Consider the following 21,910-nt stretch of genomic DNA (forward strand, 5'->3'; position numbering starts at 1 on the left):
CGGGCACGCCCGCTCCCACAGGAACCGTGTGATCTTCGAGTCCTGCATTTTGGCTGTTGATCTACACCCTCTTCGGCTGAGGCAACACCAGATCCCTCTCTCAAGACACAAGCGGCCTTGTGTCGCGACAGGGCTGCGCAGCAGCCCCGGGATCAGCCATGGCGCACCACCTTGCGCACGCAGTCCTCGGGGTTCAACATCCGCCCATCCAGGCTTCTCACCTGTAACGGTTCCAGCAAACCGCTTTCCACCAGCCACTTGAGCCGTGAGGCGAGGATGGTCTTCGCCAGCCCCAGATTCTTCTGAAACTCACTGAAGCCACGCAGGCCATCAAAACCATCGCGAAGGATCATCAGCGCCCAGCAATCACCCAGCACCTCCTGGCGCTGTTGCTGCTGACGCTTTCATGGCTGCCCACGGCCATGCTCGGGCAATCCGTGATGGCCTTTGTCCTTGGCGTGCTGATGCTGGATTTTGCCGTGCAGGCAATGCATGTCACCAACCAGACGGTGTTGCTGGCCGGGCATGGCCATCAGCGCGGCGGCCCTGGCTTATTGGCTGTGGCTGCAACGCGCAAGGGCGGCCGGAGCCGCCCTGCAGTGTTCCGGTCAGAACTTGTAGCCTAGGCCGACCATGTACACCCATGGGTCGACATCCACGTCGACCTTGGTCTTGCTGTAGCCCAGCGCGGTGGGGCCGTTGACGCTGGCCTTGGTGTCGATGTCCACATACCAGACCGCGGCGTTGACCAGCAGGTTGTCCGTGAGCATGTAGTCCATGCCCAACTGGCCGGCGATACCTACCGAGTCTTGCAGCTTCAGGTTACTGAAGCCCTGCTGCTTGCGGGCGCTGCTGAGGTCTTCATCGAAGAACAGGGTGTAGTTGATACCGACGCCGGCATACGGCTGGAACTTGGAGTTCGGTTCCATCGGGTAGTACTGCAGCGACAGTGTTGGCGGCAGTTGCTTGATGTCGGCCAGCTTGCCGTCCAGCCCGCCACCCAGGCCTTTTACGCCTACGGTGTGCTTGAACGGCGTAGCCGCCAGCAGCTCCAGGCCAACGTGGTCGGTGAGCATGTAGGCGAAGGCCAGGCCCAGCTGGGTGTCGCTGTCCAGTGTCGCCTTGGTGCCCGAAACCTTGTTGCCGTCGAATTTCAGGTCGCTGCTGCTCTCATTCGGCGCAGTGGTGATTGCACCGGCGCGAACGATGACATCACCCGCCTGGTGGGCGTGGGCAACAGGGGCGGCGAAGGCCAGTGCCGCGAATGCGGCCCCGAGCAAGGACTTGTTCATGGAAGCTCCCAGAGGACGTTAATAATCGAGTAGTCCAATGGTACGGATGGGTCTAAACAGAATGTTTGACCCAGCTCAACGAAGCGTCTTCATGAACCGGTAATAGCGCTCACTTCAGCTCATAAGCGTAGATTTTGTCGGCCTCCATCTGGTAGCCGGCATCGGCCAGTTCGCTGCTGGAGGCTTTGACCTGCATCTTTCCCTCGATCCAGTAGGGTTGATAAAGGTCTTCGACGCGCACGCCCATTTCGCTGAAAATGTGCACGATCTGGTTCGAGGGCGGTGGCGGCACATGGATGCACGCGCCGTAGTAAGGCACCAGCAGAAACTCGGTGGTGCGCCCCTCCTCGCTGACTTCCAGCGGCACGATATACCCGGGCAGTTTGACCTGCTGGCCATCGAGGCTTTTCACCACCGGCGCGTTCGGCGCCTGCTGCCGGGCTGCTGGCGCAGACTCGGCGGCCAGCGCGTTGCTCAATTGCGACATGTCGTGCAAGGGGGTGAGTTGCGGTGGAATGACCGGGGCGCCTTCCGGGATCAGCGCTGGCCAGTCGAGCTCCTTGGGTTCGGCGGCCCACAGCGGCATCGCTGCCGCAAGCAGCAGGATCAGCAGCGTTCGCAGTGTCGGCTTCTTCGCGGGTGAACCCGCGAAGCAGGCGGTGAGGTGTTTGGTCATTACGCGCACTCATAGGTGTATGGACAGGCCATCGGCCAACGACTGCCGATAGGCGCGCCACGCTGGCACGCTGCCCATCAGCAGTGCAGCCCCCAGGATGATAGCCAGCAAGCTCCATTCATGAGCGCTCGGCAGCGCCAGCGGCAGGTACAAACCATAGTTGGCCTGTACATACCCCTGTGCCAGGGCGATACCCGCATACAGCAAGCCCAGCCCGGCGACGATGCCGACTGCCGCCAGTGACAGCGCCTCCAGCACCAGCAGCCCGGCGATATGCCACGGCCTGGCCCCTACGGAACGCAAGATCGCCATCTCCCGGCGGCGTTCGTTGAGGCTGGTGAGAATGGCCGTGAGCATGCCGATCAGGCCCGTGAGCACAACGAACAGAGAAACCACGAACAAGGCTTGTTCGGCCGTGCCCATCAGGCTCCACAGCTCCTGCAAGGCAACGCCAGGCAGGATCGCCAGCAGCGGTTCGTTGCGGTACTCGTTGATTTCCCGCTGCAGGCTGAACGTGGCGATCTTGTTGTTCAGGCCCAGCATGAACGCCGTGATGGCGGCAGGTTGCAGGTCCATGCTGCGTGCTTGCTCGGCGCTGATGCGCCCGGCGCCACGTGCCGGCACGCCATTGTGCCAGTCGATATGGATCGCCTCCATGCCGCCCAGGCTGATGTGCAGGGTGCGGTCGACCGGTGTGCCGGTACGCTTGAGCACGCCCACCACGGTGAACGGTTTGTCGTCATGCTTGACCAGGCTGATTGCGGCCACACCGTGCGCCAGCACCAGCTTGTCCCCCAGCTTGTAATGCAGTGCCTCGGCCACTTCGGCACCCAGTACCACCTCGAACGGGTCACTGGCGAATTCGCGGCCCTGGCTCAGCTGCAGGTGCTGTTTGCGGCCGTACTGGTAATGCTCGAAGTAGTCGGCAGTGGTGCCCATTACCCGGTAACCGCGGTGCGAGTCGCCCAGCGAGATCGGAATCGCCCACTTCACCCGTGGGTCATGGGCGTAGTGCTGAAAGCTGTCCCAGCGGATGTTGTTGGTGGCGTTGCCGATCCGGAATACCGAATACAGCAGCAGGTTCACCGAACCGGAGCGCGCGCCCACGATCAGGTCGGTACCGCTGATGGTACTGGCGAAGCTGGCACGGGCCTCGGTCCGCACCCGCTCCACGGCCAATAGCAGGCATACCGACAGGGCGATGGCAAAGGCCGTGAGAAAAGCGGTGAAACGGCGGTTGGCCAGGCTGGCCAGGGCAAGGCGGAGCAGGTACATCAGGCCTCCACGGGCTTGGCGGCACGGTTGAGTTCGGCCAGCGACAGGTGGCGATCGAACAGCGGCGCCAGGCTCTGGTCGTGGCTGACGAACAGCAGGCTGGCACCAGCGGCCCGGCACTCATCGAACAGCAGGCGGATGAACACCTCACGGGTGTCGGCGTCCAGCGCCGAGGTCGGCTCGTCGGCGATCACCAACTCGGGTTGACCGATCAGCGCGCGGGCTGCGGCAACCCGCTGTTGCTGGCCTATCGACAGGCTGTCGGCACGGCGCGCCAGCAGTGCCGGGTCGCCCAGCCCCAGGTGGGCGAGCAGTTCGCCTGCCGCCTGGTGGACACTGCCATGGCGCTGGATGGCCCGTTCCGCCCGGCTGCGGGAAAAGCGGCATGGCAGTTCGACGTTCTCCCTAACCGACAGGAAGGGCAGCAAGTTGAACTGCTGGAAGATATAGCCGGTGTGGTCGACGCGGAACCGGTCGCGTGCACCTTGGCCCAGCGCGGCCAGGTCCTGGCCAAGCAGCCGGATTCGCCCTTGGTCCGCTCGGTTCACCCCGCCCAGCAGGCCCAGCAGGGTGGTCTTGCCACTGCCGCTGGGGCCTTTGAGAAACAGGGCCTCACCGGCTTGCAGGCGAAACGCCGGGATGTCCAGCAGCGGCGCCTGGCCGGGCCAGGCGAACACCAGGTCCTGCAGGTCAATCAGTGCCTGATTCATCTCAGAACGCGACCATGGCCTTGGCGGGCGAGGTTTCAACGCCTTTCTGGCCGTTGGGGCCGATTAGCTGCACGTTGATTTTTTGCGTGGCCGGGAAGGCTTTGTACAGGGGGGCCAGGTCCAGCTGGGTGAGTTTCTCCGGGGTGGCGCATGTCAGCTGGTAGTGGGCATTGATATCGCTGTGCATGCGGCCCTTCTCATGCTCGTCACCGTCGTCGTCCGCTTTGGCGGCGTCACCGAACAACGGGCTTTCCAGCGCTTGCTGGTCTTCCTTGCAGCCGGCTGCCGAGGCCAGGCCGAACAGCTTCAACGGTTGTTCCAGCTGCTGGCGCACCGCGGCAACCTTGGCCTTGTCGGCGTCGCTGCTGGCAGCGTGCTCGAAACCAACCAGGTTCATGGCGGGGCTGTCCAGCTCCAGTTCCAGAGTGTTGCCTTCGAGCACGACATTGAGCTTGGCCACGCCGTGTTCATGCGCGCCCAAGGTGCCATGGGCGTGGTCGTGATCATGGTCATGGTCTTCGTGGGCATGGGCCACGGCCAGTGGCAGCAAAGCGAAGGGCAGGGCGAGCAACAGGCGACGCATGAGAGGCTCCGGGGCGGGCTGGGTGATTGGGTTATGTTATAACAACTTTTCTGCGTCCTGCCAGCCCGCATGGTGCAGGTTTCATCTTGCGGTAGCATGGGCCATCGACCTTGCTCAAGGAATGCATCGTGAGAATTCGTGGACAGATTGGGGAATGGCCGGTGGACCTGACCATCGAGCTTGAGCCTGAAGAGTGGGCGCAGTTGGGGCGGCAGATCGAGGTGCCGGCGGCGGCGCATGCGGTTGCGGCGGCCCCGGTGGCTGCGCCACGGCAGGATGACGGGCAATGGACGGCGGCGCGCGAGGTGTTGCGCCTGGCGGGGCAGATGAGCGGGCCGCAATTGCTCGACCGGCTGGAAGGGCTGGCCGGCAGTACAGCGGCGGGCAAGCGGCTACTGGTGCGTTTGCGCCACAGCAGTGAGGTGAAGGTGGAAAACGGTGGGGATGCACCGGTTTATCACTGGGTTGGATAAACCGGTGTTAAGGTCCACCTTGTGGGAGCGGGCGTGCCCGCGAACGGGCGCGAAGCCCTCGCCACCAGCTTCAGGTCAGAACATCGCCGCCGACAGCTTGCGACGATAAACCCCAACCAGCGGGTGATCGCCACCCAGCAGTTCAAAGACCTGCAGCATCGCCTTCTGCGGCAGCCCATTGTCATAGCTGCGGTTACGCTGGAATAGCTTCAGCAACCCTTCCAGCGCCGCCTCATACTGCTGGCGTGCCAACTGCTGGACGCTCAGCTGGTAGGCGGCTTCATCATCCTCGGGGTTCTGGGCCAGGCGGCTTTTCAGCTCCGCCACTTCCGGCAGGCTGGCCGCTTGGCGCAGGAAGGTCAGCTGGGCCTTGGCGCCGGCCAGTGCGGCCTTGTGCTCATCGCTCTTGACCGCGTCCAGTACCACCTGCGCTTCCCCCAGCTCGCCACGTTCGGCCAGGCAACGGGCGTACAGGATCAGTGCCTCGGCATTGCTGTTGTCTTCACCCAGCAGGGCCTGCAACAGCGCTTCTGCTTCGGCGAAACGGCTTTCGGCGAACAGCGCCTTGGCCTGCTCCAGCGGCGATGCCTGCGGTGCGGCAGGCATTTGCACGTGCGGCTCGAGCATGGCGCGGATCGCCGATTCCGGCTGGGCACCGGCAAAGCCGTCCACCGGCTGGCCGTCCTTGAACAGCACAACGGTCGGCAGGCTGCGAATGCCGAACTGGGCGACCACCTGTTGTTCCACGTCGCAGTTGATCTTGGCCAGCAGCAGTTCGCCCTGGTAGCCCTCGGCGATCTTCGCCAGCAAGGGCATCAGTGCCTTGCATGGCGCACACCACTCGGCCCAGAAATCCACCAGCACCGGTTTGTGGAAGGAGTTCTCGATCACCAGCTGCTGGAAGGTGGCATCGGTAGCGTCGAAAATGTAAGGCGTGTCTTGGCTCATTGCGCTTCTCGCAAACTCGTGAATACCACCACTATAAGGTGTCGCGGCTGGCGTGGTACAGGCTGACCCGGCGGAATTCGTGCGGCTCGGCCAGGTCGGGCAGGGTCAGCGCTTCAAGCACCCCCAGCTGCTGGTAGAGCGGGTGGCTGAAGTCGCGTACCCGCGAGTCGGCCACCAAGGCCTGGCGACCACGGCCAAGAAAAGTATCCAGAAGCGGCAGGTTGGCACGGTCGTACAGCACGTCGGCGACCAGGATCAGGTCGAAGCGGTCGTCCTCGGCGAAGAAGTCGTCGCTGTAGCCCAGTTGCACACCGTTCAGTGCGGCATTCGCGCGGCAGGCTTGCAGGGCCAGTGGGTCCAGGTCGCAGGCCACCACCTCCCGGGCACCCGCGCGGGCGGCAGCGATGCCGGCAATGCCGGACCCGGCGCCAAAGTCCAGCACCCGCTTGCCGGCCACCCATTCCGGGCGCTCGGCCAGGTAACGGGCCATGGCCAGGCCACTGGCCCAGCAGAAGCTCCAGTAGGGCGGGTCTTCCAGAATGCGCCGGGTTTCGTCGCTGCTGAAGGCGCGGTCCATGTTCTGGTCGTCGATCAGCCACAGTTTCAAGGCGCAGCCGGGCAGTTCGCTGACGACCAGCCGCGCTTCACCGATCAGGCCGCTGAGTGCCTGCTGCAGGGCGAGCGGTGCCACTCAGGGCGCCTTCTCGAAACGTAGCGGCCCGGTGGCCTGGGTCTGCGCCTGGGTGATGCGCAGCGGCGGCAGGTGCATGATCAGCTGGCCGGAGCGGCTGGCGCGGCCACGCAATTCCACGCGTGCGCCGGCCGGGAAGGCTTCGGGGTTGAAGCGCAGTTGGTAGGGCAGGGCCTGGCCGGTAGCGGTCAGGTTGCTGCTGGCCAGCAGGCGTTGCGGGCGGTCGCGTTCGTCGATCACCAGCAACGCCAGTTCCACGTCGGCGCCGGCCGGGATTTCCAGCAAAGTGCCGCTCAACTCGCGCTGGTAGGCCGGAAGCGGGCCGGGCGCTTCGGCGGTTTTGGCCACGTGGGCCGGTGCCGGCGCAACGGAGGTATCGGTCTTCGGCCTGTCGCTGCCGCAGGCGGCGAGCAGGGCGGCGCAGCACAGCACGACGAGCGCTCGGTAGTGCATGGAGGAGTCCTTAACGGGCAGATTTCCCATGGATGTTAACCCCTTTGGCTTGTCTTGCCAGTGCAATGCGCTACCATGGCCCTCCCTTTTTTTGTTGCCTGCCACCATGCACTGTCCCTTTTGCGGTGCCAACGACACCAAGGTCATCGACTCTCGCCTCGTCGCCGAGGGCGAGCAGGTGCGCCGCCGCCGCGAATGCGTGGCCTGTGGCGAGCGCTTCACCACCTTCGAAACCGCCGAGCTGGTGCTGCCCCGGCTGATCAAGCAAGACGGCACGCGCCAGCCTTTCGACGAAGACAAGCTGCGTGCCGGCATGCAGCGGGCGCTGGAAAAACGCCCGGTCAGCGTCGAGCGCCTGGAAGCGGCGCTGGCGCACATCAAGAGCCGCCTGCGTGCCACTGGCGAGCGCGAAGTCAAGTCGCTGGTGGTGGGTGAAATGGTCATGGCCGAGCTGCGCAAGCTCGATGAGGTGGCCTACATCCGCTTTGCCTCGGTGTACCGGCGCTTCCAGGACCTCGACGAGTTCCGTGAAGAAATCGACCGCCTGGCCCGCGAGCCGGCCAAAGAGTGAACATGCCCAGCCAAGCCGCGATTCTTGACGCCCACTACATGGCGCGTGCGCTGGAGCTGGCGCGCAAAGGCCTGTTCACCACCCACCCGAACCCCCGCGTAGGCTGCGTGATCGTGCGCGACGGCGAAGTGGTCGGGGAGGGCTGGCACGTGCGCGCCGGTGAGCCCCATGCCGAAGTGCATGCCCTGCGCCAGGCCGGGGAACGCGCCCGTGGCGCGTGTGCCTATGTCACCCTGGAGCCTTGCAGCCACCATGGCCGCACGCCCCCGTGCGCCGAAGCGCTGGTCAAGGCGGGTGTGGCCCGGGTGGTAGCGGCCATGCAGGACCCTAACCCGCAAGTGGCAGGGCGGGGGCTGCGGCGCCTGGCCGAGGCCGGCATCGAAGTAGCCAGTGGTGTGCTCGAGGCCGAGGCCCGCGCCCTGAACCCGGGCTTTCTCAAGCGCATGGAGCATGGCGTGCCGTACGTGCGCGCCAAGCTGGCCATGAGCCTTGACGGCCGTACCGCCATGGCCAGTGGTGAAAGCCAGTGGATCACCGGCCCGGCCGCGCGCTCGGCCGTGCAGCGCCTGCGCGCCCGCTCCAGCGTGGTGCTGACCAGCGCCGCCAGCGTGCTGGCCGACAACGCGCGCATGACCGTACGGGGCAGCGAGTTGGGCCTGGATGCCGAAACCACCGCCCTGGCCCTCAGCCGCCCACCACTGCGCGTGTTGGTCGATGGCCGCCTGCGCCTGCCGCTGGATGCGCCATTCTTCCAGGCCGGGCCGGCCCTGGTGGTAACAGCTGTCGCAGATGACCCCGGTTATGCCGCTGCCGGCCACGAACTGCTCTGCCTGCCGGGTGACAATGGCCAGGTCGACCTGGCGGCGCTGCTGCATGCCCTGGGCGCGCGTGGCGTCAACGAAGTGCTGCTGGAAGCCGGTGCCAGCCTGGTCGGTGCCTTTGCCCGCCTTGGCCTGGTGGACGAGTACCAGTTGTTCGTCGCTGGTACCTTCCTCGGCTCCCATGCCTGCCCATTGCTGGACTGGCCAATGGAGCGGATGAGCGAAGCACCGCGGCTGAAAATTACCGAAATGCGCGCAGTGGGCGATGACTGGCGGGTCACAGCCGTGCCCCTGCCGGCGCCCGGCGTATAATGCCGGGCTTGCCCCGTGCAAACCGTTTTGAGGAAGACCCCATGTTCACCGGCATCATCGAATCCATTGGCAGCATCCGCAGCCTGACCCCCAAGGGCGGCGACGTTCGCGTCTACGTCGAAACCGGCAAGCTGGACCTGGGTGACGTCAAGCTGGGCGACAGCATCGCCGTCAACGGCGTGTGCCTGACCGCCGTGGAACTGCCTGGTGACGGCTTCTGGGCCGACGTCAGCGTCGAAACCCTCAAGCGCACTGCCTTCATCGACCTCAAGAGCGGCAGCAAGGTCAACCTGGAAAAAGCCCTGACCCCTACCACCCGCCTTGGCGGGCACCTGGTCAGCGGCCATGTCGACGGGGTGGGTGAAATCATCTCGCGCAGCGATAACGCCCGCGCCATCCAGTTCCGCGTACGCGCACCGAAGGAGCTGGCCAAGTACATCGCCCACAAGGGCTCGATCACCGTCGACGGCACCAGCCTGACGGTCAACGAAGTCAATGGCGCCGAGTTCGAGCTGACCATTGTCCCGCACACCCTGTCCGAAACCATCATGGCCGACTACCGCGCAGGGCGTCGGGTGAACCTTGAGGTCGATCTGCTGGCCCGTTACCTGGAGCGCTTGCTGCTGGGTGACAAGGCCGCCGAACCGAGCAAGGGCAGTGGCATTACCGAAAGCTTCCTGGCCGCCAACGGCTTCTTGAAATCCTGATTGAGAAGGGGGTGCCGCGTGGCGCTCAACAGCATCGAAGAACTGGTCGAAGACATCCGCCAGGGTAAAATGGTCATCCTCATGGATGACGAAGACCGCGAGAACGAAGGCGACATCATCATGGCCGCCGAGTGCTGCCAGCCCGAACACATCAACTTCATGGCCAAGCATGCCCGTGGCTTGATCTGCATGCCGATGACCCGTGAGCGTTGCGAAACGCTGAAGCTGCCATTGATGGCGCCGCGCAACGGCTCGGGCTTCGGCACCAAGTTCACCGTGTCGATCGAAGCCGCCGAAGGCGTCACCACCGGCATCTCCGCCGCCGACCGCGCGCGCACCGTGCAAGCCGCTGCTGCCCGGGACGCCAGGGCCGAAGACATCGTCAGCCCTGGCCACATCTTCCCGCTGATGGCCCAGCCTGGCGGCACCCTGGCGCGTGCCGGCCACACCGAAGCGGCCTGCGACCTGGCGCGCATGGCCGGTTTCGAGCCAAGCGGCGTGATCTGCGAAGTGATGAACGACGACGGCACCATGTCGCGCCGCGCCGAGCTGGAAGTCTTTGCTGCCGAGCATGGCCTGAAGATCGGCACCATCGCCGACCTGATCCACTACCGCATGATTCACGAGCGCACCGTGCAACGGGTGTCCGAGCAACCGGTAGAGAGCGAGCTGGGTGAGTTCAACCTGGTCACCTACCGCGATGCGGTGGAGGGCGACGTGCACATGGCCCTGACCCTGGGCAAGATCTGCGCTGAAGAGCCGACCCTGGTGCGGGTACACAACATGGACCCGCTGCGCGACCTGCTGCTGGTCAAGCAACCGGGCCGCTGGAGCCTGCGTGCGGCCATGGCGGCCGTGGCCGAAGCCGGCAGCGGCGTGGTCCTGCTGCTGGGCCACCCGCTGGACGGCGACGTGCTGTTGGCGCACATCCGCGAAAGCGCCGGCGACCTACCGGCCAAGGCACCGACCACCTACAGCACCGTGGGTGCTGGCTCGCAGATCCTGCGCGACCTCGGGGTGCGCAAGATGCGCCTGATGAGTTCGCCAATGAAGTTCAACGCGATATCCGGATTCGATCTGGAAGTTGTAGAATACGTGCCCTCCGAGTGACTTGAGGCGGCAATGACGCCCCCAGCTCGAGTCCAGACCCCTGTCGAGGCCGCTTGCAAGCGGCCTCGCTCTTGAATATGAGAATATCGGAATGACCCTGAAGACCATCGAAGGTACCTTCATCGCCCCCAAAGGTCGCTATGCTTTGGTGGTTGGCCGCTTCAACAGCTTCGTTGTCGAAAGCCTGGTAAGCGGTGCCGTTGACGCCCTGGTTCGCCACGGTGTCAGCGAAAGCGACATCACCATCATCCGTGCCCCGGGTGCATTCGAAATTCCGCTGGTGGCACAGAAGGTCGCCCAGCAAGGCGCCTACGACGCGATCATCGCCCTGGGCGCCGTGATCCGTGGCGGTACCCCGCACTTCGAATACGTGGCGGGCGAATGCACCAAGGGCCTGGCCCAGGTGTCCATGGAGTTCGGTGTTCCGGTGGCCTTCGGCGTACTGACCGTCGATTCCATCGAGCAGGCCATCGAGCGTTCCGGCACCAAGGCTGGCAACAAAGGTGCTGAAGCTGCCCTGTCCGCTCTGGAAATGGTCAGCCTGCTGGCGCAGTTGGAGGCCAAGTGATTAGCGACGAAAGCGATCGTTTCAACCCGCGCGATCCAAAACCTGCGGATGCCGGCAAGCCCTCCAAGAGCGCCAAGCGTCGCGAAGCCCGCAAGCTTGCGACCCAGGCCCTCTATCAATGGCACATGGCCCAGCATTCGCTGAACGAGATCGAAGCGCAGTTCCGGGTGGATAACGATTTCACCGATGTCGACGGTGCCTACTTCCGCGAGATCCTGCATGGGGTCCCGGCAATCAAGGACGAAATCGACAAAGCGCTGGCCCCGTGCATGACCATTGCCCTGGACGAGCTCGACCCTGTGGAACTGGCCGTGCTGCGCCTGTCCACCTGGGAGCTGATCAAGCGCATCGACGTACCGTACCGTGTGGTCATCAACGAAGGCGTGGAGCTGGCCAAGGTCTTCGGTGCTACCGACGGTCACAAGTTCGTCAACGGTGTGCTCGACAAGCTTGCCCCGTCCCTGCGTGAAGCAGAAGTCAAGGCGAACAAGCGCTGATCCCGGCGCTGCCTGGCCATGGGTGAATTCGAGCTGATCAACCATTACTTCGCCGCCGCGCCCTGTGCGCAAGGCGGCGAAGGCGTGGCCCTGGGGATCGGCGACGATTGCGCCTTGCTCGACCTTCCCCCCGGTGAACAATTGGCGGTGTCGACCGACACGCTGGTGGCCGGGGTGCATTTCCCTGCCGTGTGCGACCCGCAACTGCTGGGCCAGCGGTCGCTGGCCGTTGCGGCCAGTGACCTGGCCGCCATGGGCGCCACCCCGATCGGCTTCACCCTTGCCCTGACCCTGCCAAGCGTTGGCCCGGACTGGCTTGCAGCCTACGCCAACGGCCTGAGCCGCATGGCGCACCGCTGCCGCATGAGCCTGATCGGCGGCGACACCACCCGTGGCCCATTGAGCATCACAGTGACCGTGTTCGGCCGGGTGCCGGCTGGCCAGGCGTTGCGCCGCAGCGGTGCGCGGCCAGGCGACTTGCTGTGTGTTGGCGGCACCCTGGGCAAGGCCGCCGGTGCCTTGCCGCTGGTACTGGGCGAGCGCCAGGCGCCCGCCGAGCTGGCCGAGCCGCTGCTGGCCCATTACTGGTCGCCGATGCCGCAGCTCACCCTGGGTACATGGCTGCGGGGCAGGGCCACGGCGGCGCTCGACGTCTCCGATGGCCTGCTAGCCGATTGCGGGCATATCGCCAAGGCGTCCGGGGTGGCACTTGAGGTGAACCTGGCCCAGGTGCCAGTGTCTCCTGCCTTGCAGGCATTCCTCGGCCACGAGGCGGCACTGCAGGCAGCACTCACCGGTGGCGATGATTACGTACTGGCCTTCACCTTGCCGCCTGCAGCACTGCCGCCCCTGGCCGAGCTTGGCTTCATCGAGGTACACACCATTGGTCGTGTGCTGCAAGGTCGCGGTGTGACCCTGCGCGACGCACAGGGCCAGGACATCACCCCCGCCCAGCGGGGCTATCAACACTTTAGGGAGACACCGTGACCGATCACCCCAACCAGGTGCCTGCGGAGTTCGTTCCGCCTTCGGTCTGGCGCAACCCATGGCACTTCATCGCGTTCGGCTTTGGTTCCGGCACCTTGCCCAAGGCACCGGGTACCTGGGGCTCGCTGGTGGCCATACCGTTCATCCCCCTGTGGCAGATGCTGCCCGACTGGGGCTACTGGCTGTTGCTGGGCATCAGCATGCTGTTCGGCATCTGGCTGTGCGGCAAGGTCGCCAATGACTTGCGTGTGCACGATCATGAAGGCATTGTCTGGGATGAAATCGTTGGCATGTGGATCACCCTCTGGCTGGTGCCGGAAGGCTGGCAGTGGCTGCTGGCAGGGTTCCTGATGTTCCGTTTCTTCGACATCCTCAAGCCGTGGCCCATCCGCTGGATCGACCGCCATGTGCACGGGGGCGTCGGCATCATGCTCGACGATATCCTGGCCGGTGTGTTCGCCTGGCTGGGCATGCAGGTTCTGGTATGGGCGGTTGCCTGAAACAGGGAGCGCGTGAATGGCCATGAGGGTTGTGCTGCTGGCGATGCTGCTGAGTGTCGCCCCGTGGGCGGTGGCTGCCGAAGGCCTGCCAAAGCAGATCCAGCTGGTCAGCGAGGAGTGGATCGACTACACCAATGCTGACGGTACCGGCGTTGCCTGGGACGTTCTGCGCAAGGTGTTCGAGCCGGCCGGGGTCAAGGTGGTGACCCAAAGCGCACCCTACAGCCGCGCGGTCGGGCTGGTGAAACGTGGCGAGGCGGATGCCTGGGTCGGCTCCTACAAGGAAGAGAACGACGACAACCTGTACCCGCGCTGGCACTTCGATATGGATCATATCTATGCGCTGGGGCTGGCCAGCAAGCCTGTGCCCACGTCGCAGAATGTGGGCAAGTACCGCTTGGCCTGGGTACGTGGCTACGACTACGGCAGCTACTTGCCCGATGTGCATGAGTTCCGTGAAATCCAGCGCCGCGAAGGCATTCTGCCGATGCTGGAGCATGACCGTGTGGACTTCTACATCGATTCCCAGACTGAAGTCGATTACGTACTGAACCAGTCATCGCAGCCCGAACGCTTTCGCCGCACCCACGTGGCCGAGCTGCCGCTGTACCTGGCCTTTGCCCGCAACGACCAGGCCAAGGCCCTGCGCGACCTGTTCGACAAGCGCATGGCCGAGCTGGTACGCAGTGGCGAGCTGAAGCCGATTTTCGAGCACTGGCGGCAACCGTATCCGTTCACTGCGGATAGCAAACCGCACTGAGGCCGGGCCTGCCTGGCCTAAGTATCGAACTTTTCGATCTTACCCCGCGGTATTCAGCCAGCCCATAGTGTGCAACCTGCTGATACAATCGGCTCACGAGATATGTCCCACTTTTTCCAGGAGCACAACGTGCCCGTCGTCTTTGTTGCCGCCTCTAAACTCCCGACGCCCTTCGCGACCTTCACCATGCATGGCTTTCTTGATGAAGCCACCGGCCGGGAGCATGTGGTGCTCAGCCTGGGTGACATCGCGGATGGTCAGCCGGTGCTGGGGCGCCTGCATTCCGAATGCCTGACCGGCGATGCCCTGTTCAGCCAGCGCTGCGACTGCGGCTCGCAGCTGGAGGCCGCACTGCAGGCAATCGCCCGCGAGGGCCGCGGCGTATTGCTGTACCTGCGCCAGGAAGGCCGTGGCATTGGCCTGCTGAACAAGATTCGTGCCTACGAGCTGCAGGACGGCGGGGCGGACACCGTGGAAGCCAACGAGCGCCTGGGTTTTGCCGCCGACCAGCGTGACTACGCCATGTGCCTGCCCATGCTCGAACACCTGGGCGTGAAGGCACTGCGGCTGATGACCAACAACCCACGCAAGGTCAAAGCCCTGACCGACATGAGCATCGTGGTCGCCGAGCGTGTACCGCTGCATACCGGGCATAACCCGCACAACCGCTACTACCTGGCAACCAAGGCCGGCAAGCTTGGCCACATGCTGGGCAACGAACACCAGGGCGAGGTGCCCCAGGCGTGACCCGCGCCCAGGTCAAGCGGCGGCTGGCGCTGGCCTGGTGGCAGTACCTGGCGGTGGGCCTGCTGCCGCTGCCGGTCATGAGCTGGGCTTTTGGCGGCGGTGAGGCGCTGGTGCCGATTCTGGCCATGCCGTTGTTCATTGCCGGCGCGGCCACCATGTTCCTCAGCCTGCCACGTTTCGGTGCCTACAAGCGTGCACTCATCGCCACCTCGAAAGCCCTGGGTACTGCTGAAGAGCCTGCCGCGTGGATCGAGCTGGCACGGGTACGGCGCCTGGCCATGTTGTACGCCTGCTTCCCGGCCTGGGTCGCAGCGCTGTCTGTAGGGGTCGGTCTTGAAGCGGTGCCGCAGATCCTGTTGGCGATATCCACCGTGGTGGTGTTGTCCCTCTACCGCATTCCACGACAGCTCGGCTGATGCGCCTGCTGCCTGGCCTGCTGGCACTGTTCGCCTGTGCCGCGCTGGCTGGCGAACCCTTGCGAGTGGTCAGCCTGGCGCCTTCGATGACGGAAATCATGCTCGAACTGCAGGCCGATGACCTGCTGGTGGGTGTGCTTGATGGGGGCGAACGGCCAAATGCGTTGCGCGATTTACCCTCGGTAGGCCGCCAAGGCCAGCTGAACATGGAGCGCCTGCTGAGCCTGCGCCCCGACCTGTTGCTGCTGTGGCCAGGCAGCGTGACGCCGGCGCAACGCGAGCAGCTCAAACGCCTGGGTATCACGACCTTCAGCGCCGAACCCCATGACCTGGACCAGCTGATCGAGCAGATCGCCGCGATTGGCGAGCGCGTCGGCCGTGCCGAGCAAGGGCAGCAGTATGCCCGGGCCCTGCGCGAGCGGTTGCGGCAACTGCGCCAGCAGTACCGACGTGACGAGCCCTTGCAGGTGTTCTACCAGGTGTGGGATCGGCCTTTGTACACCCTTGGTGGCCGCCAGGTGGTGAGCGACGCATTGGCCGTATGCGGGGCGCGCAATGTGTTTGCCGACCTCAGCCAACCGGCGCCGCAGGTGAGTGTGGAGTCGGTGTTGCTACGCAACCCCCAGGTCATCCTGGCCAGTGACCAGGCGCAGTTGACCGGCTGGCTGGCCTGGCCGCAGTTGCGCGCCGTTGCCCACGCCGGTTTGCTGGTGGTACCCGACAAAGGCCTGGAGCGCCCGAGCGGGCAAATGATTGAAGCCACCGCCCGCTTGTGTGCGTTGCTGGCCGCTAAAGCCCCGGCGTCCACGTCACGCTGAACAGCACCGTGCGGCCTTCTTCGCGGTACGGGTAGTAGGCCCCTTCGTAGCTGTACAGGGCGCGGCTATAGCGGCGGTCCAGCACGTTATCCAGTTTGGCTTCCAGTTTCACTTCGTCGCTGGCAGCCCAACTGCCACGCAGGCCCAGCAAGCTGTGGCCACCGATGAGGTTACGGTTGGCCTCATCGTCATAGCTGCTGCTGACGGCCTGCCAACTGGCGCCCGCGCTGAAACGCCCGAAGTCCCGGTCCAGGTCCAGGCTCAACGTGCGCCGGGCGCGGCGGGCCAGGGTGTGGCCAGTGTCGCGGTCACGTGGGTCGATCAGTGCCATGCCCAACTGGGCGTGCCAACTCGCCCACTGCTGGGACAGGGCCATTTCCAGGCCGTTGATGCGTGCCGAGGCGACGTTGCGCGGGATCGAGTCCTGGCCAAATACGATGGCGTCGCGCAGGTCGGTCCGGTACAGCGAGGTCTCCAGGCGGGTGGTGGTCGCCAGCTGGCTGCGCCACTGCAGCTCATAGCTTTTCGAGTGCTCTGGGTCCAGGTTCGGGTTGCTGTATTGCGGGTAATACAGGTCGTTGAACGTCGGTGCGCGGAAGCCTTCGCTGTAGGACAGCAGCACATCGTTATCCGCGTTCAGCGGCACGGTCAGGCTGCCACTCCAGGTGGTCTGGCCGCCAAACTGCTGGTTGCGGTCGTGGCGCACGCCCAGCTCGGTGGAAAACTGCTCGCCCTGGTAGCGGTGCTGGGCAAATACCGCCCGGTTCCAGCGGCTGTCTTCGGTGAAGTCGGTACTGGCATGGACACGGTCTTCATACCAGTCCCCACCGATCAGCAATGTGTTTTGTTCGCCCAGGGCGAGGTCGTTCTGCCAGGTCAGCTGATCGCGGTAGGTGTTGAATACGAAGCGCTCGGCGCTCAGCTTGTCACGCTTGTCGTCGCGGTTCTCGCTGTGGGCCAGTTCCAGGCGCGAGCGCCAGGCATCGTTGAGCTGCGCAGCGAAATAGCTGACCAGGCTGCTGACGCTGAAGTCCGTGTAGGGCTTCTGGCCGAAGCTCTCGAAGGTTACCGGGTCGAACCCCCCGAACGGGTTGTCGTATTCACTGCGGCCACGGCTGTCGAGCAGGTTGACCCCGGCCTCGAAGCGCTCGCTGAAGGTGTGGCTCAGGCTCAGGTTGAAGGACTGGTTACGGTAGGCATCATGGTCGCCGTCACTGGCGAAGGATGGGCCAGTCGAGTCGATGCCGGCTGTTTCATCCAGGCTGGCACCGAGGTTGAAGCGGGTCGCGTCGTTGCCGCCGGAAAGCCCCAGGCTACGCTGGACGGTCTGGTGGCTGCCTGCCGCGATGCGCAGCCGCGGCTGCAGGCCGGGCGTGTTGCTGCGGCGGGTGAAGATCTGGATCACCCCGCCGATGGCATCGCTGCCGTACACCGCCGAGCGCGAGCCACGCAGCACTTCCACCCGTTCGATCTGGTCAACGTCGAGGAACTGCAGGCCGCTGTCGCCCGAAGTGGCGTTGGCAATACGTACGCCATCCACCAGCACCAGGCTTTGCGCCGCCTTGGTACCGCGTATGAAGATGCCCGGGAGGCTGCCACGGCCGCCAGTGGGGGCCACTTGCACGCCGGGTACGCGGCTTAGCAGGTCGGTGACGCTGGTGGGTTGCAGGCGGTCGATGTCGGCGCGGGTGAAGACCGTGTTGGCGGCGCTGGTGGCGGTGCGCGACTCGACCTGGCGGCTGGCGCTGATCAGCACGTCGGGGAGCTTCAGCGCGTCATCGCGTTCGGCGGCGATTAACAATGTGGGGGCGCAGAGTAGCGCGGCACAGGCAGATTTCTTCATAAGCAGTACCATTTTGCGAGGGCTGCGCCCTCGATCGCGACACAAGGCCGCTCCTACCGGTATTGCACAAACCGGTAGAGCGGCGCGGTCTCTGTAGGAGCGGCCTTGTGTCGCGAAAGGGCCGCAAGGCGGCCCCGGGGATTACAAGCCGAGCTTGGCCATGCGGGCTTTCACCGAAGCCTCAATCCCGGCCGCATCCAGCCCGCACTCGGCCAGCATCTGCGCCGGCTTGGCATGTTCGACGTAGATATCAGGCAGGCCCAGGTGCAGCAGCGGCTTGACCACGGCCTGGCTGGCCAGGAACTCGCCTACCGCAGCGCCAGCGCCACCCATGATGGCGTTCTCTTCGACGGTGACCAGCAGCTCATGGCTGCCAGCCAGTTCCAGCACCAGGGCTTCGTCCAGAGGTTTGACGAAGCGCATGTCGACCACGGTGGCATTGATCTGCTCGGCAACCTGCATGGCCTCTGCCAACTGCACGCCGAACACCAGCAGGGCGACTGTCTGGCCTTGGCGGCGGACCACGCCCTTGCCGATTTGCAGCGGCTCTAGGTCGCCGCTGATCGGCGCGTTCGGGCCGGTGCCGCGGGGGTAGCGCACGGCAGCCGGGCCGTTGTACAGGTGGCCGGTGCTGAGCATCTTGCGCAGCTCGTTCTCGTCGCTGGGGGTCATCACCAGCATGCCCGGGATGCAGCGCAGGTAAGACAGGTCGTAGCTACCCGCATGGGTCGGCCCGTCTTCGCCCACCAGCCCGGCGCGGTCGATGGCGAACAGCACATCGAGGTTCTGCACCGCCACATCGTGGATGAGCTGGTCGTAGGCGCGCTGCAGGAAGGTGGAGTAGATCGCCACCACGGGCTTGCTGCCCTCGCAGGCCATGCCGGCTGCCAGGGTGACGGCGTGCTGCTCGGCGATCGCCACATCGAAGTAGCGTTGCGGGTAGCGCTCGCTGAAATCGACCAGGTCGGAGCCTTCTTTCATCGCCGGGGTGATGCCCACCAGGCGGTTGTCGGCAGCGGCCATGTCGCACAGCCACTGGCCGAACACCGCGGAGTATTTCGGCCCGCTGGGCTTCTTCGGCGCGACAGGCTTGTCGGCGGGCTCCAGCTTGGTGATGGCGTGGTAGCCGATAGGGTCGAGTTCGGCGGGGGCGAAGCCCTTGCCCTTCTTGGTCACCACGTGCAGGAACTGCGGGCCCTTCAGGTCACGCATGTTGCGCAAGGTGGCGATCATGGTCGGCAGGTCATGGCCGTCGATCGGGCCGATGTAGTTCCAGCCCAGCTCTTCGAACAGTGTGCCCGGCACCAGCATGCCCTTGGCGTACTCTTCGGTGCGCCGGGCGATTTCCCAGGCACCGGGCAGGCGCGACAGCACTTTCTTGCTGCCTTCGCGCATGCTGGCGTAGGTGCGGCTGGACAGGATCTTGGCCAGGTAGTTGGACAGGCCGCCGACATTGCGCGAAATCGACATGTCGTTGTCGTTGAGGATCACCAGCATGTCGGCATTGACTTCCTGGGCGTGGTTCAACGCCTCGAAGGCCATGCCGGCGGTAAGGGCGCCATCACCGATCACGGCGATCGACTTGCGCGCGCTGTTCTGCAGGCGGGCGGCAATGGCCATGCCCAGCGCTGCGCTGATCGAGGTACTGGAGTGGCCCACGCCAAAGGTGTCGTACTCGCTTTCGCTGCGGCGCGGGAAGGCGGCGATACCGTCCTTCTGGCGCAGGCTGAGCATGCGGTTACGGCGCCCGGTCAGAATCTTGTGCGGGTAGGCCTGGTGGCCCACGTCCCACACCAGCCGGTCGTCCGGGGTATCGAACACGTAGTGCAGGGCGATGGTCAGTTCGATCACGCCCAGGCCGGCACCAAAATGCCCACCGGTCTGCCCCACGGTATACAGCAGCTCCTGGCGCAACTCGTCGGCCAGGGTCTCCAGGTCGGCTTCGGCCAACCGGCGCAGGCCGGCAGGCGTGTCAGCGCGGTCGAGCAACGGCGTGACCGGGCGTTCGCGGGGAATCTCTTGAAACGTCGTGGGCATCAGGCGAGTCGTTATAGGTGTGTGAAGACGCGGCAGTTTACCCCATTGTGGGAAAAGTGCCCATTCGACCACTGCTTGTGACACCCCAATGGCGCGGGTATCCGTGCTTAGTTGCGGCGCTCGACGATATAGCGCGCCAGTGCCCGCAGCGGCTCGGCTTTTTCGCCGAACCCTTCCAGTGCGACCAGCGCCTGGTCGCGCAGTTCGATCGCATAGGCCTTGGCCGCGTCCAGGCCCAGCAGGGCCGGGTAGGTCGGTTTGTCACGGGCGATGTCTGCCCCTTGGCGTTTACCCAGGGTGGCGGTGTCGCCTTCCACGTCGAGGATGTCGTCCTGAACCTGGAATGCCAGGCCAATGGCCTGTGCATAAGTTTGCAGGGCGTCCAGTTGCTGCTGGCCGGCACGGGCGCTGGCCAGTGCACCCAGGCGCACGCTGGCTTCGATCAGGGCGCCGGTCTTGTGCCTGTGCATGAATGCCAGTGCCCGCTGGTCGAGCTTCAGCCCGACCGAGCCAAGGTCGATGGCCTGCCCGCCCACCATGCCGGCTGGGCCGGCGGCCGTGGCCAGGGCCTGGACCATGGCAAGGCGAACGCTGTCGGCCTGCGGGCTGAGGTGCGGATCGAGCAGGGCGCTGAACGCCAGGCTCTGCAACCCGTCACCGGCCAGGATGGCGCAGGCTTCGTCGAAGGCCTTGTGCGTGGTGGGCTGGCCCCGGCGCAGGTCGTCGTCATCCATGGCAGGCAGGTCGTCATGCACCAGCGAGTAGGCATGGATCAGCTCCACCGCACAGGCCGCGCCGTTGGCCTGTTCGGCCGGGGCACCCAGGGCTTCGCACGCGGCGTAGGCCAGCAGTGGCCGCACGCGTTTGCCGCCGTTCATCACGCTGTAGCGCATGGCGGCATAGAGGCGTTCGAGTTCTTTGGTCGGGGCGACGAACAGCGGTTCGAGGGCTGCATCCACCCGCCTCTGGCAACTGGCCTGGTAGCTGCCGATCATGCTTCGGGCTCCGCGTCGAAGGGCTGGGCAGCCAGCTCGCCGTCACGCTCCAAAAGAATTTGCACCTTCTGCTCGGCCTGGGCCAGGGCACCTTGGCATTCTCGGGTCAGCGCGATGCCTTGCTCGAAAGCGGCCAGCGACTCTTCCAGCGACAACTCGCCGTTCTCCAGGCGCTCGACCAGTGTTTGCAGGTCTGCGAGGGATTGCTCGAAATCAAGGGAGGATTTTTTGCGGGCCATGGCGACTGTCTCGGAGGCATTCAGAACGGCGCGACACTAGCAGAGCGGGGCGGGGGGAGCAAACTTCCGGGGCCGTGAGGTTGGTTTCACAGGCCCTTTCGCGGGCACGCCCGCTCCCACAGGTCCATCACAGCCTTCAAGCGCTGCGCCATACCTGTGGGAGCGGGCGTGCCCGCGAATTGCCCCAAAGTGGCTTATCAGGCCGGCTCGGCTTCCAGCGCCACCATCGCCTCCCGGTACCGCGCCAGCTCTTCGATGGTCAGCACCGGCAAATTGTACTGCCGCGCGTACACTGCCACCTGTTCGCCACGGGCCATGGTCCCGTCCGGGTTCATCAGTTCGCACAGCACCGCCGCCGGGCGCAGGCCGGCAAGGCGGGCCAGGTCCACCGAGCCTTCGGTATGCCCACGGCGGGCCAGCACGCCGCCATTGCGCGCACGCAGCGGGAATACATGCCCCGGGCTGACGATATGACGCTGTTCGGCGCTGGAACGCAGTGCCGCAGCAATGGTGGTGAGGCGGTCCTGGGCAGAAACCCCGGTGGTGATCCCTTCGGCCGCCTCGATGGTGACGGTGAAGCCGGTGCCATGGCGGGCCTGGTTGTTCTGCACCATGGGCGCCAGCTGCAACGCATCGACGGTGGCTTCGTCCAGGCACAGGCAGACGATACCGCTGCAATCGCGAATCATCATGGCCATGGTTTGCAGCGTAATGTTTTCGGCGGCGGCAATGATGTCCGCCTCGTCTTCGCGGTCGTCATCGTCCAGCAACAGGACAGGGCGCCCAGCCTTGAAGGCGGCGATGGCGGCGGAAACATTGGGGTAGTGCGCGTGGTGCTGGGTGGACATGAAACGCTCCTCGTGAATGATCGATGAACGTCT

Annotated in this window: 27 protein-coding genes and 1 pseudogene; 14 read left to right on the forward strand and 14 right to left on the reverse strand. The window is 64.9% G+C overall.

Going from position 1 to position 21,910, the window contains the following annotated elements; genetic code table 11:
* Positions 1–152: 152 nt before the first annotated feature.
* Complete coding sequence (locus tag L1P09_RS02420) at positions 153–377, reverse strand: winged helix-turn-helix transcriptional regulator (RefSeq protein ID WP_235768408.1); 225 nt, start codon at positions 375–377, stop codon at positions 153–155.
* Between the two features lie 3 nt (positions 378–380).
* Here L1P09_RS02420 and L1P09_RS02425 point away from each other — a divergent pair.
* Positions 381–621 (forward strand): annotated as a pseudogene (locus L1P09_RS02425) (MFS transporter); the annotation flags it as partial.
* On the opposite strand, the gene L1P09_RS02430 reads toward L1P09_RS02425, so the two are convergent.
* The 5 genes from L1P09_RS02430 to L1P09_RS02450 form a co-directional block, all read right to left on the reverse strand.
* The gene (locus L1P09_RS02430; RefSeq protein WP_009685701.1) at positions 609–1,292 is read right to left on the reverse strand and encodes an OmpW/AlkL family protein; all 684 of its coding nucleotides are present in this window, start codon (positions 1,290–1,292) and stop codon (positions 609–611) included. The pseudogene L1P09_RS02425 and the gene L1P09_RS02430 overlap by 13 nt on opposite strands.
* A 109-nt stretch (positions 1,293–1,401) precedes the next feature.
* Positions 1,402–1,968: a DUF3299 domain-containing protein gene (locus L1P09_RS02435; protein WP_390898578.1), complete on the reverse strand. Its 567-nt coding sequence runs from the start codon at positions 1,966–1,968 to the stop codon at positions 1,402–1,404.
* Between the two features lie 9 nt (positions 1,969–1,977).
* The gene (locus tag L1P09_RS02440) at positions 1,978–3,243 is read right to left on the reverse strand and encodes an ABC transporter permease (protein ID WP_009685703.1); all 1,266 of its coding nucleotides are present in this window, start codon (positions 3,241–3,243) and stop codon (positions 1,978–1,980) included.
* Positions 3,243–3,953: an ABC transporter ATP-binding protein gene (locus L1P09_RS02445; protein ID WP_029886262.1), complete on the reverse strand. Its 711-nt coding sequence runs from the start codon at positions 3,951–3,953 to the stop codon at positions 3,243–3,245. The genes L1P09_RS02440 and L1P09_RS02445 overlap by 1 nt, the downstream gene beginning before the upstream one ends.
* 1 nt (position 3,954) lies before the next feature.
* The gene (locus tag L1P09_RS02450) at positions 3,955–4,536 is read right to left on the reverse strand and encodes a DUF2796 domain-containing protein (protein ID WP_235768409.1); all 582 of its coding nucleotides are present in this window, start codon (positions 4,534–4,536) and stop codon (positions 3,955–3,957) included.
* 128 nt (positions 4,537–4,664) lie between these two features.
* Between L1P09_RS02450 and L1P09_RS02455 the strand changes: the two genes are divergently transcribed.
* Positions 4,665–5,009: a hypothetical protein gene (locus tag L1P09_RS02455; RefSeq protein WP_173887452.1), complete on the forward strand. Its 345-nt coding sequence runs from the start codon at positions 4,665–4,667 to the stop codon at positions 5,007–5,009.
* Positions 5,010–5,084: 75 nt separating this feature from the next.
* Here L1P09_RS02455 and trxA read toward each other — a convergent pair whose 3' ends face one another.
* The 3 genes from trxA to L1P09_RS02470 are packed head-to-tail and all read right to left on the reverse strand — an operon-like array spanning position 5,085 to position 7,101.
* Positions 5,085–5,957 (reverse strand): thioredoxin, encoded by an 873-nt coding sequence (trxA, locus tag L1P09_RS02460; RefSeq protein WP_009685707.1) that lies wholly within the window; start codon positions 5,955–5,957, stop codon positions 5,085–5,087.
* 31 nt (positions 5,958–5,988) lie between these two features.
* Complete coding sequence (locus L1P09_RS02465; RefSeq protein ID WP_054904993.1) at positions 5,989–6,648, reverse strand: class I SAM-dependent methyltransferase; 660 nt, start codon at positions 6,646–6,648, stop codon at positions 5,989–5,991.
* The gene (locus L1P09_RS02470; RefSeq protein WP_054904994.1) at positions 6,649–7,101 is read right to left on the reverse strand and encodes a YbaY family lipoprotein; all 453 of its coding nucleotides are present in this window, start codon (positions 7,099–7,101) and stop codon (positions 6,649–6,651) included.
* Positions 7,102–7,207: 106 nt separating this feature from the next.
* On the opposite strand from L1P09_RS02470, the gene nrdR reads away from it, so the two are divergent.
* The 12 genes from nrdR to L1P09_RS02530 all read left to right on the forward strand — a co-directional run bounded on the left by nrdR (position 7,208) and on the right by L1P09_RS02530 (position 15,915).
* Positions 7,208–7,672: a transcriptional regulator NrdR gene (nrdR, locus tag L1P09_RS02475; protein WP_009685710.1), complete on the forward strand. Its 465-nt coding sequence runs from the start codon at positions 7,208–7,210 to the stop codon at positions 7,670–7,672.
* A 2-nt stretch (positions 7,673–7,674) separates the two neighbouring features.
* The gene (ribD, locus tag L1P09_RS02480) at positions 7,675–8,805 is read left to right on the forward strand and encodes a bifunctional diaminohydroxyphosphoribosylaminopyrimidine deaminase/5-amino-6-(5-phosphoribosylamino)uracil reductase RibD (protein ID WP_235768410.1); all 1,131 of its coding nucleotides are present in this window, start codon (positions 7,675–7,677) and stop codon (positions 8,803–8,805) included.
* A gap of 41 nt (positions 8,806–8,846) precedes the next feature.
* Positions 8,847–9,512 carry a riboflavin synthase gene (locus tag L1P09_RS02485; RefSeq protein WP_009685712.1) on the forward strand — a complete coding sequence of 222 codons (666 nt, stop codon included), beginning with the start codon at positions 8,847–8,849 and terminating at the stop codon, positions 9,510–9,512.
* Between the two features lie 18 nt (positions 9,513–9,530).
* On the forward strand, positions 9,531–10,622 hold the full coding sequence (gene ribBA / locus L1P09_RS02490) for a bifunctional 3,4-dihydroxy-2-butanone-4-phosphate synthase/GTP cyclohydrolase II (protein WP_009685713.1): 1,092 nt from the start codon (positions 9,531–9,533) through the stop codon (positions 10,620–10,622).
* A 91-nt stretch (positions 10,623–10,713) separates the two neighbouring features.
* On the forward strand, positions 10,714–11,190 hold the full coding sequence (ribH, locus tag L1P09_RS02495) for a 6,7-dimethyl-8-ribityllumazine synthase (protein WP_003255395.1): 477 nt from the start codon (positions 10,714–10,716) through the stop codon (positions 11,188–11,190).
* Positions 11,187–11,687: a transcription antitermination factor NusB gene (gene nusB, locus L1P09_RS02500; RefSeq protein ID WP_054904995.1), complete on the forward strand. Its 501-nt coding sequence runs from the start codon at positions 11,187–11,189 to the stop codon at positions 11,685–11,687. The genes ribH and nusB overlap by 4 nt, the downstream gene beginning before the upstream one ends.
* Positions 11,688–11,705: 18 nt before the next feature.
* On the forward strand, positions 11,706–12,674 hold the full coding sequence (gene thiL / locus L1P09_RS02505; RefSeq protein ID WP_009685715.1) for a thiamine-phosphate kinase: 969 nt from the start codon (positions 11,706–11,708) through the stop codon (positions 12,672–12,674).
* Complete coding sequence (locus L1P09_RS02510; RefSeq protein ID WP_009685716.1) at positions 12,671–13,174, forward strand: phosphatidylglycerophosphatase A family protein; 504 nt, start codon at positions 12,671–12,673, stop codon at positions 13,172–13,174. Before thiL ends, L1P09_RS02510 begins: the two co-directional genes overlap by 4 nt.
* Before the next feature lie 16 nt (positions 13,175–13,190).
* A complete protein-coding gene (locus tag L1P09_RS02515; RefSeq protein ID WP_054904996.1) occupies positions 13,191–13,934 on the forward strand; it encodes a substrate-binding periplasmic protein in 744 nt (247 codons plus the stop codon).
* A 129-nt stretch (positions 13,935–14,063) separates the two neighbouring features.
* A complete protein-coding gene (gene ribA, locus L1P09_RS02520) occupies positions 14,064–14,681 on the forward strand; it encodes a GTP cyclohydrolase II (protein WP_029886268.1) in 618 nt (205 codons plus the stop codon).
* Positions 14,678–15,097: a hypothetical protein gene (locus tag L1P09_RS02525; protein ID WP_054914242.1), complete on the forward strand. Its 420-nt coding sequence runs from the start codon at positions 14,678–14,680 to the stop codon at positions 15,095–15,097. Before ribA ends, L1P09_RS02525 begins: the two co-directional genes overlap by 4 nt.
* Complete coding sequence (locus tag L1P09_RS02530) at positions 15,097–15,915, forward strand: cobalamin-binding protein (protein WP_235768412.1); 819 nt, start codon at positions 15,097–15,099, stop codon at positions 15,913–15,915. The genes L1P09_RS02525 and L1P09_RS02530 overlap by 1 nt, the downstream gene beginning before the upstream one ends.
* Here L1P09_RS02530 and L1P09_RS02535 read toward each other — a convergent pair.
* The 5 genes from L1P09_RS02535 to ribB all read right to left on the reverse strand — a co-directional run bounded on the left by L1P09_RS02535 (position 15,887) and on the right by ribB (position 21,877).
* Complete coding sequence (locus L1P09_RS02535; protein ID WP_235768414.1) at positions 15,887–17,758, reverse strand: TonB-dependent receptor domain-containing protein; 1,872 nt, start codon at positions 17,756–17,758, stop codon at positions 15,887–15,889. The two genes, L1P09_RS02530 and L1P09_RS02535, sit on opposite strands and share 29 nt — an antisense overlap.
* A 141-nt stretch (positions 17,759–17,899) precedes the next feature.
* On the reverse strand, positions 17,900–19,795 hold the full coding sequence (gene dxs / locus L1P09_RS02540; RefSeq protein ID WP_054906293.1) for a 1-deoxy-D-xylulose-5-phosphate synthase: 1,896 nt from the start codon (positions 19,793–19,795) through the stop codon (positions 17,900–17,902).
* Between the two features lie 107 nt (positions 19,796–19,902).
* On the reverse strand, positions 19,903–20,790 hold the full coding sequence (gene ispA, locus L1P09_RS02545; RefSeq protein ID WP_009685725.1) for a (2E,6E)-farnesyl diphosphate synthase: 888 nt from the start codon (positions 20,788–20,790) through the stop codon (positions 19,903–19,905).
* Positions 20,787–21,029, reverse strand: a complete 243-nt coding sequence (locus tag L1P09_RS02550; RefSeq protein WP_009685726.1) for an exodeoxyribonuclease VII small subunit — start codon at positions 21,027–21,029, stop codon at positions 20,787–20,789. The genes ispA and L1P09_RS02550 overlap by 4 nt, the downstream gene beginning before the upstream one ends.
* 197 nt (positions 21,030–21,226) lie before the next feature.
* The gene (gene ribB, locus L1P09_RS02555) at positions 21,227–21,877 is read right to left on the reverse strand and encodes a 3,4-dihydroxy-2-butanone-4-phosphate synthase (RefSeq protein WP_054904362.1); all 651 of its coding nucleotides are present in this window, start codon (positions 21,875–21,877) and stop codon (positions 21,227–21,229) included.
* Positions 21,878–21,910: the final 33 nt, after the last annotated feature.

It is taken from the genome of Pseudomonas juntendi (genome assembly GCF_021560075.1).
Lineage (GTDB): Bacteria > Pseudomonadota > Gammaproteobacteria > Pseudomonadales > Pseudomonadaceae > Aquipseudomonas > Aquipseudomonas juntendi.

Excerpts from the sequence above, each read along its gene's own strand:
- L1P09_RS02430 (WP_009685701.1), bottom strand. The coding sequence starts at position 1,292 with ATGAACAAGTCCTTGCTCGGGGCCGCATTCGCGGCACTGGCCTTCGCC.
- ribH (WP_003255395.1), top strand. The coding sequence starts at position 10,714 with ATGACCCTGAAGACCATCGAAGGTACCTTCATCGCCCCCAAAGGTCGC.
- L1P09_RS02440 (WP_009685703.1), bottom strand. The coding sequence starts at position 3,243 with ATGTACCTGCTCCGCCTTGCCCTGGCCAGCCTGGCCAACCGCCGTTTC.
- L1P09_RS02530 (WP_235768412.1), top strand. The coding sequence starts at position 15,097 with ATGCGCCTGCTGCCTGGCCTGCTGGCACTGTTCGCCTGTGCCGCGCTG.
- dxs (WP_054906293.1), bottom strand. The coding sequence starts at position 19,795 with ATGCCCACGACGTTTCAAGAGATTCCCCGCGAACGCCCGGTCACGCCG.
- ispA (WP_009685725.1), bottom strand. The coding sequence starts at position 20,790 with ATGATCGGCAGCTACCAGGCCAGTTGCCAGAGGCGGGTGGATGCAGCC.
- L1P09_RS02535 (WP_235768414.1), bottom strand. The coding sequence starts at position 17,758 with ATGAAGAAATCTGCCTGTGCCGCGCTACTCTGCGCCCCCACATTGTTA.
- L1P09_RS02485 (WP_009685712.1), top strand. The coding sequence starts at position 8,847 with ATGTTCACCGGCATCATCGAATCCATTGGCAGCATCCGCAGCCTGACC.
- thiL (WP_009685715.1), top strand. The coding sequence starts at position 11,706 with ATGGGTGAATTCGAGCTGATCAACCATTACTTCGCCGCCGCGCCCTGT.
- L1P09_RS02515 (WP_054904996.1), top strand. The coding sequence starts at position 13,191 with ATGGCCATGAGGGTTGTGCTGCTGGCGATGCTGCTGAGTGTCGCCCCG.
- trxA (WP_009685707.1), bottom strand. The coding sequence starts at position 5,957 with ATGAGCCAAGACACGCCTTACATTTTCGACGCTACCGATGCCACCTTC.
- L1P09_RS02550 (WP_009685726.1), bottom strand. The coding sequence starts at position 21,029 with ATGGCCCGCAAAAAATCCTCCCTTGATTTCGAGCAATCCCTCGCAGAC.
- L1P09_RS02445 (WP_029886262.1), bottom strand. The coding sequence starts at position 3,953 with ATGAATCAGGCACTGATTGACCTGCAGGACCTGGTGTTCGCCTGGCCC.
- ribB (WP_054904362.1), bottom strand. The coding sequence starts at position 21,877 with ATGTCCACCCAGCACCACGCGCACTACCCCAATGTTTCCGCCGCCATC.
- L1P09_RS02470 (WP_054904994.1), bottom strand. The coding sequence starts at position 7,101 with ATGCACTACCGAGCGCTCGTCGTGCTGTGCTGCGCCGCCCTGCTCGCC.
- nrdR (WP_009685710.1), top strand. The coding sequence starts at position 7,208 with ATGCACTGTCCCTTTTGCGGTGCCAACGACACCAAGGTCATCGACTCT.
- L1P09_RS02450 (WP_235768409.1), bottom strand. The coding sequence starts at position 4,536 with ATGCGTCGCCTGTTGCTCGCCCTGCCCTTCGCTTTGCTGCCACTGGCC.
- ribD (WP_235768410.1), top strand. The coding sequence starts at position 7,675 with ATGCCCAGCCAAGCCGCGATTCTTGACGCCCACTACATGGCGCGTGCG.
- L1P09_RS02435 (WP_390898578.1), bottom strand. The coding sequence starts at position 1,968 with ATGACCAAACACCTCACCGCCTGCTTCGCGGGTTCACCCGCGAAGAAG.